The organism is candidate division WOR-3 bacterium, assembly GCA_016867815.1.
Taxonomy (GTDB): Bacteria; Hydrothermota; Tepidihabitantia; order Tepidihabitantales; family Tepidihabitantaceae; genus UBA2258.
Genome location: VGIR01000025.1, coordinates 20,314 through 36,251, shown reverse-complemented (window position 1 = coordinate 36,251; position 15,938 = coordinate 20,314). Strand labels below are relative to the sequence as shown.

Here is a 15,938-nt window from a genome sequence, read left to right as displayed (position 1 = left end):
AGCCGGCAACGCCAGCCAGAAGTGGTCAGGAGTTACTTTGCGGAAGAGCACGTCCGATATGCGGCAACATGACCTCAAGCTGTCAAACATTTAGTGCTCTCCGTAGTAAGCCGATCTGTTCCGATTCGGGCCAGGCCGAAACACACTGCTTGACTTCCCTTGCTTGCGGGAATATCCTACGTTTCTTCGGATAAGGAGAACGGCACTTGTCACCGCTATCGTCACTCGGACCCGAAGCCGCGCCGCGCGAGAAGACAGACGAGAAGCTCGCGGCCGCGGGCTGGATAGTGCAGGACCGGTTGCTGGTGAACCTGGGCGCGGGACGTCTCGCGCTCGCCACCGAGAACGGAGACTGCGTCTTTGCATCGTGCCTGACTAGGTTTCGATTCAAGACCAGCTACCGATCGGACTTCCTTCGCTGTTCCTTTCAGTGCCCGCGTTCCCAGACTGAGACAGGAGTGAAGGTCCACGGTGGAGCCAATCAGAATGTCCACGCGGAGGACATCAAGAGGGAGAGCGTGCCCATAGCCGACCTCGCGACGCGGAAGCGAATCGTTGACCACCTGGACGCCCTGCAGGCAAAGGTAGATGAGTTGAAGCGGTTGCAGGCGGAGACGCAGAAGGAGCTTGATGCCCTGATGCCGTCCATCCTCGACCGCGCTTTCAAAGGGGAACTGTGAACGAAGACCTGACGCTTGAAAGCGTGACCGAACGGGACGTCGACTTGCTGCTGGTTGAGGAGTTGAAGTGCTCGGAGGGCTTTCGCGAGTGGTTTCTGTCGCAGTTGGCGTTGGCTCTGGGACGTGCACCATGGCAGAGGCTGTCGTCGTTTCGCGTGCGGCACAGCGTATCCGGAGTTGGCAAGCACGCAGGGGAAACAGACGTAGAGGTGAGCTTCGCTGCCGCTGGGACTCGCGTCCTTGTTCTGGTCGAGAACAAACTGGATGCGCCATTCCAGCCGGATCAGGCGCAACGATACGTCCTCAGGGCGCGCGAACTCGTTGAGCAGCACAAGTACGATGAGGCGCTGCCCGTGTTGCTTGCACCGTCGGGCTACATCGGCTCGACCTCGACGAGCGAGGAGTTCGACGCAGCCATATCGTATGAGGACGTGATGAAGTACCTCAGGGGGCAAGCCTCAGGCAGCGGGGGAACTAGCCCTGCGGTACGACCATAGACTGGAGATGCTGAGGCAAGCGGTTGAACGCTGGCGGCGTGGCTACACCGCCGTGCCGCATCCTGCTCTTACGAAGTTCTGGGCCGAGTACTACGCACTTGCCCGAGCCGAGGCCCCGCTTCTCAAGATGGAACGGCCGGGGAAGAAGCCACTGAACAGCACTTGGGTTTCGTTCAACAGGTCAGTACCCCGGCTGCACGACCTGCCGCGACGCGAACTCTGGCACAAGTGGCCGTACGGCAGGGTTGACCTTCAGTTCTCCGGTCTGGCGGCGAAGTCCGACGCCATCGTGCCGACCATAGGGCCGTTCCTGGGACCGGATATGACACTCAGGCAGGCCGGCAAGAGTCTCGCGGTGTCTCTTGCTGTGCCGGAACTGGACGGGACGGCCGAGTTCCAACCGCAGCGCGAGGCCGCCCTGCAGGGTCTATCTGCAGCGCTGCGCCTACGCGCATGGTACGTGGAGCACCCCAAGGATTTGGTCCGGGCGCTGAGACCACCCACCCTCGCCCGCGCATTCCGAGGAAGGCTGTAGGTGCCCGTGCGGTCGCGACCGGTCGGAAGTCATCCTTGCACATCGGGAGTTGGATTCCATGATTGCATGGTTTCCCGCAGCCGAAACTGTGAGGCAGAGGCATGAGGATTTGAGGAATGAAGACGCAAGAGAGGATTCGATGAAGGCAGGAGAGAAGAAGAGCGGCAGGAAGGGCAAGGGCGCGACCAGACGAGTGAGGCGAGAAGGACCGACCAAGGCGGACATAAAGTCCTACCTCGACTTGGTCGCACTGGAGAGCCAGTCCCGAGGTGTGATACGCGTCCTGCCCGGTGTGAAGATTCGACTCCAGTTCAGCGACAAGGAGCGGCGGCTGATCCTTGATGACTGGACGATATCTATGGGGCTGAATGAGAAGCAGACGAAGGCTCTTGACAAGGCCAAGAGGCCGGAGTTGAGCATGACCCTGGTGGATTGGGAGGACTTTCAGGGCTATGTCGCTTCGGCCAGCAATCATGCCCGCGACGGCAGCAAGCTGCAGCGCCGCGCCGACGCTCTTTCCGACCGGATTCAGGAACTGCTAGACAGACACACGGACGAATAGACCGTCGAGCACGTGGAGGGTATCAAGGGCATCGGGCCACGCCCCATTTCCGCCCGCCCGCTTGACCCGCCACGCGCCGTAGCCGGGAAGCCAGGGTCTAGGTCGTACCCAAGGCTTGGGGGAGGATTGCGCCGGAGCGCGAGCAGCAAGCCCTCGCCTGGGCTCAGGTGAGACGACGCGCTGCGGCGGGCCTGACCTCTCTCCGCGCCGTCAGGGACTCGGGTGCCGCAGCGTCGCCAGGACAATGTCGGCTGCGTCGCACGAAACGGCAAACTGCCCGACGGTGTTGGGTTCCTCCAGTCTGATCCCTGCTTCGTAGTCATTGGGGCTGGCCTCGGCGACCAGCGACTTGACGATCACGGTGACTACTGTCACGCCGTTGCGCTTGATGGCTATCTCCTCGGTAGTCCCATGCTTGAGGGTGAGGACATCACGCGAGCAGCCGAGGTCCAGCCGGTCGCCGCCGTTGGGGTGAAATGGGTACTGGGTCCAGTTGGCTATGAATATCTTGGTGCCGTGACCGCCAGCACACCTCGAGGCCATGATCACGACCGAACCGACCAGCAGCGCGGCTATCAGCAGCAATCGTCGCATCTCTTGCCTCCTGTCTTGCCTTTCTCCCTGCCGCGGCTCAGCCCCAGCCAGCCGGACTGCGCCTCACCTCCGGCAGGACTCGCTGTCGTCTATGCGTAATCCTAGACAGCAGGCCCTCCAGGTCAAGCCCCGTCGGTTCCCCTGAGCCGGCCGCGCGGTCAGGAACGGAGATACGGAACCGTCACCCGCCTCCACCCGCGTGGACGCTTCTGCGGCGCGCCGCGTCGCAGTCCGGGTTCAGCCGGAACGTCAGCGGCGAAAGACCTCGGAGCCCGACTCCGGGATTGGCTTAAGTCCCAGCCTCCATCCCGCCGTGGCTGAGATGGTCGGGGTTTCGGGAATTCCCGGGGACGTAGTTGGCGGCTCTCCTGAGCGCGGGTGCCTTGGCGTCCGAGTGAAGAAATCCGATCCCGCCGCGGGTTGCGGCCGGAATCGAACGTGCTATAATGACCGCGCATGAGTGCCCGTGCCAAGGTTGCGGTTCTTCGCACCAGGCCTGAATCGGTACTTGAAGACTATCGTCGGCTGCTGAAGTTGGCCGAGGCCGACAAGTTCCTCGCCCTCGACCGGACCACCATCCTCAAGGACAACATTTCGTGGCATTACCCGATGCCGTCGGCCAACACGACGCCGTGGCAGCTCGAAGGCACGATTGCCGGGCTCCGCGACCTCGGGTATGACGACCTCTCGTGCGTGCAGAACAAGACCGTCGTCATCGACACCTACAAGGGCGAGGACCTGAATCAGTACGTTCCGATTTTCCGGAAGTGCGGCCTGCCCGTGCTCTACAACTTCAAGGAAACGGACATGAAGTGGGTGCCGTTTGCGCCGAAGGCAAAGATGCTCGCGCTCGACCGCATCTACCCTAAGGGCCTGAAGATGCCCGACTACTTCTTCGGCAAGAACATCGTCCACCTGCCGACCGTGAAGTGCCACATCTACACGACCACGACCGGGGCGATGAAGAACGCGTTCGGCGGGCTGCTCTCGACCCACCGCCACTACACCCATACGTGGATTCACGAGACGCTCGTGGACCTGCTCGCCATCCAGAAGGAAATCCACCCCGGCATCTTCGCGGTGATGGACGGCACGACCGTGGGCGACGGCCAAGGGCCGCGCACGTTGAGGCCGGTGATTAAGAACGTGATTCTCGCCTCCGGCGACCAGACCGCGATCGACGCCGTCTCTGCGAAGCTGATGGGTTTCGACCCGATGTCCATCAAGTACATTCGGCTTGCGCACGAGGCCGGGCTCGGAGTCGGCGACGTGAAGGAAATCGAGCTGGTCGGCGACGACGTGTCGGGCGAGAGTTGGGGCTTCGACGTCGGCTGGAACTTCCACCGGGTGATGGGCTGGCTGTCGTGGTACGGCCCGACCCGGTTCCTGCAGAGGCTCTTGTTCCACACGCCCATCGTCTACTTCCCGATCTTCGTCTCCGAGACGTACCACGACCGCATCCGCTGGCCGCTCAAGGAGCGGAAGATCTACGAGCGGTGGAAGCAGGAGACCGGCTGGGGACAGCTCTTCAGCGAGTATCAGCAGAAGGGCTGTCTGCTGATCTAGGACCGCGACATTGAAGAAACCCCGGCCGTCGAACTCAAAGGTGAACTTCTCCATCCGTCGCGCCGGAACGCGTGACCTGCCCGAGTTGAAGCGGATGCGCATCGCCCTGCAGGACCTGCTCATGGGTCGGGACCCACGCGTCTGGCGCCTGAGCCAGGAGTTGATAGACACGCTGGAGGAGTTCTACGCCAAGGTGATGGAGCGAGATGAGAACCGTGTCTTCGTCGCTGCCGCACCGGGCGGCAAGCCGGTTGGGATGCTGCTGGCGCGTATCCTGGACAACCCCAACCTGGACCCACGCCCGTTCGGCCGCATCGACGACGCGTGGGTTGACCCGGAATGGCGCGAACGGGGCGTGATGACCGGGCTGACCCGCGCCGCCGCGCAGTTCCTTGCCACCCACCGCGTGTCGATGGTGATGCTCGACTGGGCGAACAACAACCCTCCCAGCGGAACCTGCTGGCAGAAACTCGGCTTCGAGCCGCTGATGACCATGGGCTTTGCCAGCCCGGCTGGAATTCTGTCCCGAAAGGAGTGACGCCAATGAGCCACAATCTCCCGCCCGCGCTCGAAACCCTGCGCGGGTTCTTGCCGGAGCTCGTCGCCGAGGCGGAGACGAAGGCGCCGTACGCCACCGCGCTCGTGACACAGTCCGCAGGCGAGACGGTCGCCAAGAGCCCGGCCGACGAGCGCACCAACCCGGTGCCGCCCCGCCCCGGGATCCGCATCTCGGTCTGGGACGGCGCGACTTTCCACTCGGTGGCAACGAGCCGGGTGGATGACCGTGACTACCTGCTCCGGCTGACGCGCGGACTGGCTGAGTCCATCCGCGTCAAACAGGGCCCGATGCCGGACCCGGGCGCGCAGCTCGACCGTCACTTCCGGAGCGAGTTCCAGCAGGACCCGGAGCAGGTGACCGCGTCGCAGCGGCAGGAAATCTGCCGCCACGCGTTCGAGCAGCTCGCGAGGTTCGACAAGCGGATTGTCGCCCCGCGCGCGGTCTACGTCTACGAACGCGAATACCGCCTCTTCTGCAACCGGAGCCGCCTGCTCTCCTCGGATGTCTCCAACGTCGGCTTCTATCTCGTCCCGCTTGCCTCGGACGGCAAGAAGCAGGTGATGAACTTCAAGGGATCGGTCGCCCCCGGTCACGAGGCGGCGTGCATCACGGATGAAGTCATCCGCGAAACGGCAGAGCTGGCGGTGCAGTATCTGTCTGCGGAGAAGGTGCCGCCCGGCGAGTACCGCGTCATCCTCGACCCCGATATCACCGGCACGCTCGCCCACGAGTCCTTCGGCCACGGCTGCGAGATGGACGCCCTGATGCGGGGTACGGCCCGGGCCGCGCTCTACGTCGGCAGGCGCGTCGGATCCGACCTTGTGAACATCGTCGACTTCGGCGGCCTGCCCGGCCGGCACGGCTCCATCTTCTTCTCGGACGACGGGGTGCTGGCGGAAGAGCCGGCCGTACTGGTCAAGGACGGTATCCTGCAGCCGACGCTGATGACTGACCTCTACTCCTACCTGCACATGCGCGACCGGTTGCCGGGCCTCAAGCTCTCGGCCAACGGCCGGCTCCAGGACTACGACCACCCCATCTACGCGCGGATGACCAACACCTACTTCCTGCCGCTCGCGCAGGAGAAGGGCGGGAAGACGAAGGATGAGCTGATTGCCGACTCCGGCGACGCCGTCCTCATCGAGCAGTTGACCAGCGGGATGGAAGACCCGCTCGGCTGGGGCGTGCAGCTCCAGGCGCTCCGCGGCCGCGAAATCAAGGGCGGGAAGCTGACCGGGAAGCTCTACTACCAGGTCGGCCTGACCGGGTATGTACCGGACGTGCTGGCGAGCATCGACGGTATCACGAGTGAGCTCGATGTCAGCTCGGGCGGCAGTTGCGGCAAAGGTCACAAGGAATACGTCCGCGTATCTTCGGGCGGCCCCTACATCCGGTGCCGCATGAAGCTGGGGTGAGACATGGACTTCAACAAGATCAAGTCGATCGTGGCCGGAAGCGCGCTGGCCCTTCCGGCGGAGCGCGGGCTCGAAGTTGCCGGGTGGTCCCTGCGCCGCACCGAGACCGAAGCGACCACGACTATCCGCCTGCCCGGCATCTACACGACCCGCGAAGGCAAGTTCGTGCGCCAGCCGAACCCGCACCCGCGCGAGGTCATAACCGCGCCGGGCGAGGAAGTCTGGGTGACCGTCTATGGCCGGCACCAGGCCGACGGCAATGAGTACATGGGTGAGGCGGTCGGCCAGTTCGTGTCCGACGAGGAGTCGGCGGTGAAAGCAACTCTGACCTCGCTGGCCACGGCCGCCTGCGGACAGCCGAACAAACCCTACCCGATCAGCGACCCCGGCGCGCTCTTTCCGCCGGTAGAAATCGCCGACCACGAGCTGCTGGAACTGTCGCCGCCCGCGTTGCTGGCCCGCGTCCAGCGGTTCGCGGACGCGGTTCTGACTGCCGCCGCCGCTGAGTTCGGCACTGACGTATCGAACCTCGAGGTGTTCGTGAGAAAGATCCGCAGCCGGATCGAAACCAGCACCGGAATCGCCCACGAGTATAACTCGACCCGCACCGATGCCGAGGTCTGTTTCATCGCCCGGTTCGGGGACAAGGTGGCTGAGCACACGGCCCGCCCCCACGCCCGCCGGCTGCGCGACCTCGACCCGCAGGTACTCGTCACCGCGGGCGCGGACCACGCGCGCGGCATCTGCCAAGCCGGTCCGCCGCCGCAGCACACGGGTCCGGTGGTGCTTGTCGGCGACGCCGCCCACGATTTCATGAAGCTTGACTATCAGCCTCTCTCCTGGCACTGCGCCGGCCGCGCGGTGTACGAGAAGATGTCGCGCTACGCAAAGGGCAGGCCGGCCTGGGGCGACAAGCCGCTCGCGGGCGATGCGCTGACCATCTACTCCGACCCGTTGGTGCCCTTTGGCCCGGATTCGCGCGTCGAAAGCGAAGCCCTGCCGGCGCGCCGCGCCTGTCTGCTGAAGGAAGGCTGCTACGACGAGATCCTCGGTGGACTGCGTTACTACCACTACCTGGGGCTGCTCGCCGAGGGCGCGAAGCCGGCCGGACCCACGGGCAACACGGTTGTGCCGGCGGGACCGCACCGGACCGCTGAACTCCTCGGACCCGGAAGGACGATAATCGTCCGGTCTTTCTCGGACTTCCGCGCCGACCCGACCTCGGGCGACTTCGCATCCGAGATACGCCTCGGGAAGATCAGGGAGGACGGCGACGAGCGACATTTCAAGGGCGGCCTTCTCGTCGGCAACTGGTTCGACTCCCTGACCGACATGAAGCTCTCAACCGAGACCATGTCCCAGGACGGCTACTACGGCCCGTCCGCGATCCGCGTCGGCAACCTGCAGATCGCCGGCTAGCACTACGCCGTTGCTTCGGCCCGACTCGCATTGACACGGATGCTTTTCCTGCTATTATATCCTGTCGGTCGCAACGGGGGCCTCGCCACCGACGCTATACAAGATATGGCCCCGTAACCGCTTGTGTCCCGTTCAGGCCTAATGAGTTCGTGAGCTTCGTTTCACCTGTCTCTTAGATCCCGCAACGACCCAAGCACAATGAGTTCGGAGGTTCTATAATGGGTACGCGCATTTTCGTCGGGAATCTTCCCTTCAGCGCAACCGAAGACCAGCTCCGCCAGTTGTTCGCAACGCATGGCGAAGTCGCGTCAGTCAGCATAGTGAAAGACAAGTTCACGGACCGTTCCCGGGGATTTGCATTCGTCGAGATGAGCAACGCCGACGCGGCCACCGCCGCGATCGCGGCCCTCGCCAACCACTCGATGGACAACCGCCCGCTCACCATCAACGTTGCGCGCGAGCGCACCGAGGGTGGTTCGCGCGGTGGCTACGGCGGCGGGCGCTCGGGCGACCGCTCTTCCGGCAACCGCTGGTAGACCAGGCTGATTTCAACGAACGGGCGGGGCAACCCGCCCGTCTCGTTTCCCGACCGGCGGCCGGAGAAACGGCGCCCCGCCCGGTTTCCCGGGCAGGGCAAGGACTTTCGGACGAGCCTAGCGACTGACGACGATACGCGCCGTGGCCGTCTGCCCGGACGCGGAAAGCCGGCAGAAATAGACACCGCTGTTCACCGCGGCGCACCTCCGTCGGAACCCATCCCAATCCTGCGGCATCGGACATCGCCATTGACAAGGGACGACGGCAAGTGGCGACGTCACGAGACGCCGAGAGCAGGTCGTACTACCTGGCGGCCCCTGTCGAGACCAATTCACAGGAACTGGCGGTGAGTAACCTGTGCATAACCACCGAAGAATGTGTCTGGACGAGACCTGAACTACCGATTAGGCGGGATCACAGTGCTTCGCAACGGACTTGGCATGCCCGGGGAGTCAATGGTCGGGAATGGGGAGAGACATGCTCGTCAAACCCCGCGTGGGGAGGGCCGTTTGGGTCCTGCCTGACTACTGCCGCACGTGGAATATGCTGTCCCCCCGCAGAGCCAGGAATTCAATCGCGCCGCCGCCGAGAAATGCCGGTTCTTGCGCCGGCATCGCGTCATACCCGAGTCCGGACCGGCCGTCGACGACCGCGAGCCACTTGTGCCCTTCCATCACCAGATACGCCAGGTGCTTGCTGTCCGGGCTGAAAACCGGCATGGTCTGGACGGTCCGGCCCGACTCCGGCCTGGGCTCGCCGTCGAGCACGACCAGCCACTCATTGTTGTTCCAGGCTGCATAGGCCACGCGCTTGCTGTCCGGGCTGAAGATCGGATCCCTGGTTGCGTCATACAACGGGCCGGGCTGTCCATCAACCACGACCAGCATCTTGCCGCCGCTGATAGTGTGGTACGCGACCCGCCTGCTGTCCGGGCTGAAGACCAGTCCGCCCTGATCGTATCGGTCAAACGCAGGTCCGGATTGTCCATCTATCACCGCAAACTGCCCGGTGTCGCTCCGCGCGATGTATCCCACCCGCTTGCCGTCCGGGCTGAAGACCAGGCTCCGGGCCGCGTCGTGCTCCGGACCGGGCTGACCGTCGACGACTGCGAGTTGCTTGGCGCCGGCCTGGGCGATGTACCCCACGCGTGTTCCCTCGGGGCTGAACAGCAGCGTGCCCTGCACGATTGCGTCATACGCCGGCCCGGGCCGGTCGTCAACCACAACCACCCATTTGTTCCCAGCCATGACACTGTAGGCCACGCGCTTGCCGTCCGGGCTGAAAACTACTGCCGTGACTCCGTCATACTCCGGTCCGGGCTGATCGTCCACGACCGCCAGCCATTTCTGCCCCTTGCGGGCTGCGTAGGCGTGTCGCTTCCCGTCCGGGCTGAAGACAATCGTCCCGCTGCCGGTTCCGTCATACGCCGGGCTGGGGCGGCCGTCAACCACGACGAAGTGCGCGCCGTCTTTCTCTGCTCGGAATGCCAGGCGTTTGCCGTCCGGGCTGAAGGCGATGTCCGAGACCGCGTCGTACTCCGGACCGGGCCGACCGTCGACCACGACCGTCCAGCTACCATTCTTGATGGCGGCATAGGCGGAACGGTCACCGTCTTGGCTCAACACGGGAGTACCCTCAAGGATACCGTCGTAGTCTGGCCCGGGCTGGCCGTCAATCACAGCAAACCGGCTGCCGCCTTTGAGCGCAGCGTAGGCATAGTGCTTGCCGTTCGAGCTGAACACCGGCCAGCCCCGGAGGATCCCGTCGTACTCCGGGCCAGGCCTGCCGTCGACGACCACGCGCTGCTTGCCGTTTGGGACCATCTCTTGCTTCTCGTCCTCTTGGACCATCACCTGCACTATGTGGAGCCCGTCCTTGGAGACCTTGGTGCCGACGGTGTGCCAGCCGGCCGGCAGCACACCCAGCAGCGTCTCGCCGGTGCGGACGGGAGTGCGACATCCGATAGACAGGCAGATCAGCACCGCCCCAAGGGCAACTCCGATTGCAGCGGACACGAATCTGTGTTTGCTCATAGTATGACTCCTAGGTTCCTAATCTTAGACGACGTAGCGGGCGGGTAAAGTCCGGCTGGCGACAGGTGCGGTCCGTCCCTGCCGCTACCCTCCCAGCGGTTGAGTACATGGATGGCGGCATTGAGGGCGGCAGCGAAGCTGACCCAGCCGAGATAGGGCAGGAGCAGGACGCCGGCCGGCACCGAGATGCGAAGGAAGAGAATGATGGTAGCCAGGATGGCGAGCCAGAGAACGATGATGTCCACGAGACCCGCCAGCGGCGAGCGCAGACCAAAGAAGAAGACCGACCAGAGCGCGTTCAGCACGAGCTGGACGAGAAACACCGCGAGCGCGAGTTTGACCCCGGGCATGCCGATGCCCTGCTTCCAGACGAGGAACGCCGCGACCGCCATCAGCAGGTAGAGAGTCATCCACGCCGGCCCGAAGAGCCATTCCGGCGGGTCGAACCAGGGCTTCTTCAGTGTCTGGTACCAGGTTGGCGTCGCCCGCGTCGTGGCCAGCGCAGCGATTCCGCCCGCACTCAGCACGACGGCAAGAGTCGCGAGGCGTTTGAGGACGCTTGATCCGCTCACCGCCTAGTACTCGCCCCGGTTGAAGAAGAAGACCGCGGCCGCGGTGGTGAGCGCGCCGAACACGACGAGGAAGAAGAAGTCGAACGCGGGCGGGTGGTAGGAGAACCCGAGCACGAGCCTCCGCACGAGGTCAACGCCGTAGGTGAGCGGGTTCAGTCGCACCAGCACGCTGAGCCAGGACGGCAGGTTGCGCGCCGGGAAGAGCGCACCGGAGAGGAACCACATCGGCATGATGATGAAGTTCATTATCGTGCCGAACCCCTGGAACGATGTCATCCGCGCCGCGATGACGATGCCGATACCGGTCAGGCCGAACGACAGCAGCGCGAGCACGAAGACGAGCGGCACGATGTTGGCCAGCGGGATGTTCACGTGTACCAGCGGCGCGAGCAGCAGGATGATGCAGCCCTGGATGAGCGACAGCGTGGTGCCGGCCAGCCCTTTGCCGATGACAATCGAAGTGCGCGGGACCGGCGCCACGAGAATCTCCTTCAGGAACCCGAACTCGCGGTCCCAGATGATGCTGATGGCCGACTGGATCGAGGTGAAGATGGCGGTCATCGCGATGATGCCCGGGAAGATGAACTGGGTGTAGTTGACGTCGCCGATCTGCCCGGCGGAGCCGCGCAGGCCCATGCCCAGCACGAACAGCCAGAGCACCGGCCGCGTCAGCGAGCCGTAGAGCTGGCTCTTCTCGCGGAAGTAACGGATGATGTCCCGCTGCCAGACCATGCGGATGCAGGCGATATCCATCATCTTCGACCGAAGGCAGAAGTCAGAAGGCAGACTGCAGAATTAAGAGTGTTACCGAGTTCTGCATCCTGCACTCTGATCTCTGCTTTCTGACTTCGGTTGTTACCTATCTCCACGCTCTCCCCATCCGTTTGAGCCGGCCCTTCAGCTTCTCGTGGTTGCTCGCCTCGTCGTCGCGGATTTCCCGGCCGGTCATCTTGAGGAACACGTCCTCGAGGGTCGGCGGCCGCACGCTCACCGTCCGCACCGCCACCGAGAACTCCCGCAGCAGCCCGGGAACGAACGCGGCGCCGTTCTCAACCTCGAAGTGGAGCCCAACAGCGTCTCTGACGACCTCGACGCCGTAGCGCTGTTTCACTTCGGCCTCGGCGGCGGCGTCGTCTGCGGTTTCGAGACGGACGAGGTCGCCCTGCACCTGCGCCTTGAGTCTGGCCGGGGTGTCGAGCGCGATTATCCGGCCGTGGTCGATGATGGCGATTCGGTCGCAGTTCTCGGCTTCGTCCATGTAGTGGGTGGTCAGGAAGAGGGTCATGCCGTGCTCCTGCCGCAGCGCCAGCAGGCGCTCCCATATGCGCGAGCGGGTTTGCGGGTCGAGCCCGAGGGTCGGCTCGTCGAGGAACAGCACCTTGGGTGCGTGCAGCAACCCGCGGGCGATTTCCAGCCGGCGCTTCATCCCGCCCGAGAAGTTGCGGACCAGGTCATTGGCCCGATCCGTCAGTTCCATCCAGTCGAGTGCGCGGCTGATGCGCTCCTTCACTTCGGCCTGCGGCACCTTGTAGATCATCGCGTGGAAGCGCAGGTTCTCGCGCGCGGTCAGCCGGTCGTCGAGCGACGGGTCCTGGAAGATGATGCCGATGGAATGGCGGACGTCGTTGTGCCGGCGTACGACGTCGAACCCGGCCACGTGAGCCGTGCCCGCGCTGGGACGGATTAGCGTGCACAGAACCCGCACGGTCGTGGTCTTACCCGCGCCGTTCGGCCCGAGGAACCCGAACACCTCGCGGGTGTTGACGGTGAAGGAGATGTTGTCAACAGCGGTGAACGACTTGAACCGGCGGGTCAGCCCGCTCACTTCAATCGCAGGCGTCGCCTGCGTCGGATCCGGAGGCGTAACCTTGACGATGGCCGCTACTCGCAGCCGAGAGCGGCGAAAGGAAACGGCGTCTTGAACTCGGCTCGGCGGTACTCGGGCAGGAGCATCGGCGAACGGCGCTCCGCCGGCACCCCGGCGGCCTTGAGTTCGGTGGTGTAGGCCGAGACGTGCGCGAACCCGCTGCCGTCGAGGTTGATGGACTTCGCCGCTTCCGCCGCGGCGATTCCGGCCCGGCGTCCGAACACGAGGATGTCGAGCAGGGAGTTTCCCATCAGCCGGTTCCGGCCGTGGATGCCGCCCGCGACCTCGCCGGCCGCGTACAGGTTCTTCACTTCGGTCAGTCCGGACTGATCGATGAGAATGCCGCCGTTCTGATAGTGCTGGGTCGGGTAGGTGAGGATCGGCTCCTTGTCCATGTAGATGCCAAACCGCTCGTACTGGTGGTACATCGCCGGCAGGTTCTTCTTCACCGCGCCCGCGCCCTTGAGCACTTCGATGAGCGGCGTGTCGAGCCAGACCCCGAGGCGGCCGGTCGGTGTGACCACGCCCAGGTTACGCCCCTGGCACTCGCGGATGATGGCGGAAGCGGTGATGTCGCGGCTCTCCAGCTCGTAGATGAACCGGTTGCCCTCGTTGTTCGCGAGGTGGGCGCCGACGCCGCGCACTTTCTCGGTAATCAGCAGGCCGAAGATCTGCTCCGGGTAGGCAGCACCGGTCGGGTGGTACTGGATGGTGTCCATGAACGCCAGCTTCGCCCCGACCCGGTAGGCGAGCACCAGCCCGTCCGCGGTCGCGCCGTAGTGGTTGGTGCAGGGAAAGCCCTGGACGTGCAGGCGGCCGCAGCCACCGGTGGCGATGATTGTGGTCTTCGCCCGGACGGTGAAGTGTTCCTGCGTCTCGAGGTTCACGAACGCCGCGCCGGTGCAGGCACCCTTCTCGTCGGTCAGCAGTTCGACCGCGGCGCAGTACTCCAGCAGTTCGAGGTTCTGGTTGCGGAACTCGTCGCGCAGGGTGCGCATTATCTCCGCGCCGGTGTAGTCGCGGGCCGCGTGCATCCGCTTGCGCGAAGTGCCGCCGCCGTGAATCGATATCATGGTGCCGTCGGCATCCTTGTCGAACATGACACCGAGCTCTTCCAGCCACTCGATGACGCCCGGCGCGTCGGAAACGAGAGAGCGCGCCAGCTCCGGAATGTTCTTGAAGTGGCCGCCGCCCATCACGTCGAGGTAATGACGCTCCGGCGAGTCGTTCGCCTTGTCCGCGGCCTGGATTCCGCCCTGCGCCATCATCGTGTTGGCGTCGCCGATGCGGAGTTTGGTCACGGTGAGCACCTTCGCGCCGCGGGCCGCGGCCACCAGCGCCGCGGAAACACCGGCCCCGCCCGCGCCGATGATCAGCACGTCCACGTCGAACTTCGGGTGCTCGGTATCGAACCTGGCCGTATCTGCAATCGGCCATGCCTCGAGCACGTCGGCGATCTCGTGCGGGGTGCGGTCGCCCTTGTTCGGGCCGACGGCCAGCGCCCGCATCGAGCTCTCGATGTAGTCGGGGTGGAATCCCTTGAGCAGTTCTTTCTTGCCGTCGGCGCCGAGCAGGGGAATCTTGCCCTGTTTGATGCGCGCGTCGCGGGTCGCGTCGAGCCGCTTGATGGAATCCTGCATTGAAGCGGGATACATGCTAGAACCCTCCCGACAATTCAGATTGCAGATTGCAGGTTGCAGACTGCAGATTGTTCCGGCCGGGCCATTTTGCACATTGATATCTGCATTTTGACTTCTGCATTGGTCCAGTTCTCATGGCTCGACATCCCTTACCTTCGGGTCATAGAAGAGCGCGGACAGCTCTTTCTCGTCCATCCCACAGAGCTTGTCGAGGCCGGGCTCGAACTTGCCCGCCTTGATCTCCTTCATGCGCTCGGCGAGGTGCGCTGACTTCTTCGCCACCTTTGCCCCGTACAGCCGCCGCGCCAGGAGGCCGACGTGGTAGTGGACGATTTCGGCCGGACAGCGGGTAGCGCAGAGGCCGCACATAATGCAATCGAACGACATGTCCGCGACCTTCTCGATGTCACCGCGGATAGCAGCGTTGATGTAGCCCATTACGTCTATGTCCTGCGGGCAGATCTTGGTGCACGAGTTGCAGGAGATGCAGCGCATGACCTCGGGGTAGAAGCGAACCAACACCTGGGTATTGGCCGGCTCCTTGGCGATGTCGTACTCCTTCTTGTTCGCCGGGTAGAAGGGAATCTGGGTCAGGTACATCCCGTCCGTGACCACGGTCTGGCAGGCGAGCCCAACCTTCAACTTGTACGAGTCCTTGGTACGGAAGACCGTGCCGCACGCTCCGCAGAATCCGCCGCGGCATCCGCACCCGCGGATGAACCGGAACCCGGCGTATTCCATTGCCTTCATGATGGTCAGGTCCTTCGGCACCACGTAGGCCTCGCCCATCACGTAGATGGTGATCAACGAGGAAGGGTCAGGGGTTGGGGGCTGGGGACTAGGGGCAGACGACGCTGCTGCCTTTTGACCTTTGACCTTTGCCTTTTGTCCTTTGACTTGCGCCATGGGTCAGTCTTTCTTGTACTTGGCGACTCCCTGTTCGTAGAGGTCGCCGCCGTACATGTCGTTGATGACGATGGCCGGGAAATCCTCGACCGTCAGTTCGCGCACCGCCTCGGGACCGAGGTCATCGTAGGCGATAACCCTGGCCGCCTTGATGGTCCGGGCCATAAGCGCGGCCGCGCCGCCGACCGCGGCGAAGTAGACCGCGCCGTGCTGCTTCATCGCGTCCAGCACCACCGGTGTCCGGTTGCCCTTGCCGATCATGCCGCGCAGGCCATTCTCCATCAACTGCGGCGAATACGCGTCCATCCGATAGCTGGTCGTCGGCCCGGCCGAGCCGATGACCTGCCCCGGCTTGGCCGGTGACGGCCCGACGTAGTAGATGACCGCGCCGGCCAGGTCGAAGGGCAGCTTCTCCCCGGCCTTGAGCGAGTCGGTCAACCGTTTGTGGGCGAGGTCCCGGCCGGTATAGATGGTGCCCGATATCAGGACCGAGTCTCCGGCGCGCAGGTCTTTGACGGTCTCCGCGGTCAAAGGGGCGGTGATCTTCTTTGCCATG

At 64.0% G+C, this 15,938-nt stretch carries 17 protein-coding genes; 9 read left to right on the top strand and 8 right to left on the bottom strand.

The annotated features are described in order from the left end of the window. The first annotated feature begins 206 nt into the window (after window positions 1-206). The 4 genes from FJY68_05685 to FJY68_05670 all read left to right on the top strand — a co-directional run bounded on the left by FJY68_05685 (window position 207) and on the right by FJY68_05670 (window position 2,274). Window positions 207-680: a hypothetical protein gene (locus FJY68_05685; protein ID MBM3331331.1), complete on the top strand. Its 474-nt coding sequence runs from the start codon at window positions 207-209 to the stop codon at window positions 678-680. Continuing rightward, window positions 677-1,177, top strand: coding sequence for a hypothetical protein (locus FJY68_05680; GenBank protein MBM3331330.1), 501 nt, complete (start codon window positions 677-679; stop codon window positions 1,175-1,177). The genes FJY68_05685 and FJY68_05680 overlap by 4 nt, the downstream gene beginning before the upstream one ends. Window positions 1,178-1,184: 7 nt before the next feature. Then, a complete protein-coding gene (locus FJY68_05675) occupies window positions 1,185-1,712 on the top strand; it encodes a hypothetical protein (protein MBM3331329.1) in 528 nt (175 codons plus the stop codon). A 109-nt stretch (window positions 1,713-1,821) separates the two neighbouring features. After that, a complete protein-coding gene (locus FJY68_05670; GenBank protein ID MBM3331328.1) occupies window positions 1,822-2,274 on the top strand; it encodes a hypothetical protein in 453 nt (150 codons plus the stop codon). Window positions 2,275-2,484: 210 nt separating this feature from the next. On the opposite strand, the gene FJY68_05665 is transcribed toward FJY68_05670, so the two are convergent. After that, entirely contained in the window at window positions 2,485-2,868 is a 384-nt protein-coding gene (locus tag FJY68_05665) for a hypothetical protein (protein MBM3331327.1), read from the bottom strand. A gap of 456 nt (window positions 2,869-3,324) precedes the next feature. On the opposite strand from FJY68_05665, the gene FJY68_05660 reads away from it, so the two are divergent. The 5 genes from FJY68_05660 to FJY68_05640 all read left to right on the top strand — a co-directional run bounded on the left by FJY68_05660 (window position 3,325) and on the right by FJY68_05640 (window position 8,363). Further along, window positions 3,325-4,434, top strand: a complete 1,110-nt coding sequence (locus FJY68_05660; protein MBM3331326.1) for a DUF362 domain-containing protein — start codon at window positions 3,325-3,327, stop codon at window positions 4,432-4,434. 10 nt (window positions 4,435-4,444) lie between these two features. Further along, entirely contained in the window at window positions 4,445-4,972 is a 528-nt protein-coding gene (locus tag FJY68_05655; protein ID MBM3331325.1) for a GNAT family N-acetyltransferase, read from the top strand. A 5-nt stretch (window positions 4,973-4,977) separates the two neighbouring features. Further along, a complete protein-coding gene (locus FJY68_05650) occupies window positions 4,978-6,408 on the top strand; it encodes a TldD/PmbA family protein (protein ID MBM3331324.1) in 1,431 nt (476 codons plus the stop codon). A 3-nt stretch (window positions 6,409-6,411) separates the two neighbouring features. Continuing rightward, complete coding sequence (locus FJY68_05645; GenBank protein ID MBM3331323.1) at window positions 6,412-7,827, top strand: hypothetical protein; 1,416 nt, start codon at window positions 6,412-6,414, stop codon at window positions 7,825-7,827. A 218-nt stretch (window positions 7,828-8,045) separates the two neighbouring features. Then, window positions 8,046-8,363: an RNA-binding protein gene (locus tag FJY68_05640; GenBank protein MBM3331322.1), complete on the top strand. Its 318-nt coding sequence runs from the start codon at window positions 8,046-8,048 to the stop codon at window positions 8,361-8,363. A 525-nt stretch (window positions 8,364-8,888) separates the two neighbouring features. Here the strand turns inward: FJY68_05640 and FJY68_05635 are convergent. The 7 genes from FJY68_05635 to FJY68_05605 form a co-directional block, all read right to left on the bottom strand. Further along, a complete protein-coding gene (locus FJY68_05635) occupies window positions 8,889-10,397 on the bottom strand; it encodes a hypothetical protein (GenBank protein MBM3331321.1) in 1,509 nt (502 codons plus the stop codon). Further along, window positions 10,394-10,969 (bottom strand): tryptophan-rich sensory protein, encoded by a 576-nt coding sequence (locus FJY68_05630; protein ID MBM3331320.1) that lies wholly within the window; start codon window positions 10,967-10,969, stop codon window positions 10,394-10,396. The genes FJY68_05635 and FJY68_05630 overlap by 4 nt, the downstream gene beginning before the upstream one ends. A gap of 3 nt (window positions 10,970-10,972) precedes the next feature. Continuing rightward, window positions 10,973-11,725 (bottom strand): ABC transporter, encoded by a 753-nt coding sequence (locus FJY68_05625; protein ID MBM3331319.1) that lies wholly within the window; start codon window positions 11,723-11,725, stop codon window positions 10,973-10,975. A gap of 103 nt (window positions 11,726-11,828) precedes the next feature. Next, window positions 11,829-12,800 carry an ABC transporter ATP-binding protein gene (locus FJY68_05620; GenBank protein ID MBM3331318.1) on the bottom strand — a complete coding sequence of 324 codons (972 nt, stop codon included), beginning with the start codon at window positions 12,798-12,800 and terminating at the stop codon, window positions 11,829-11,831. 50 nt (window positions 12,801-12,850) lie between these two features. Continuing rightward, window positions 12,851-14,491 carry an FAD-binding protein gene (locus FJY68_05615; GenBank protein ID MBM3331317.1) on the bottom strand — a complete coding sequence of 547 codons (1,641 nt, stop codon included), beginning with the start codon at window positions 14,489-14,491 and terminating at the stop codon, window positions 12,851-12,853. A gap of 117 nt (window positions 14,492-14,608) precedes the next feature. Next, the gene (locus tag FJY68_05610; GenBank protein MBM3331316.1) at window positions 14,609-15,382 is read right to left on the bottom strand and encodes a 4Fe-4S dicluster domain-containing protein; all 774 of its coding nucleotides are present in this window, start codon (window positions 15,380-15,382) and stop codon (window positions 14,609-14,611) included. A gap of 3 nt (window positions 15,383-15,385) precedes the next feature. After that, window positions 15,386-15,937, bottom strand: coding sequence for a Fe-S-containing hydro-lyase (locus tag FJY68_05605; protein MBM3331315.1), 552 nt, complete (start codon window positions 15,935-15,937; stop codon window positions 15,386-15,388). Window position 15,938 lies beyond the last annotated feature (1 nt).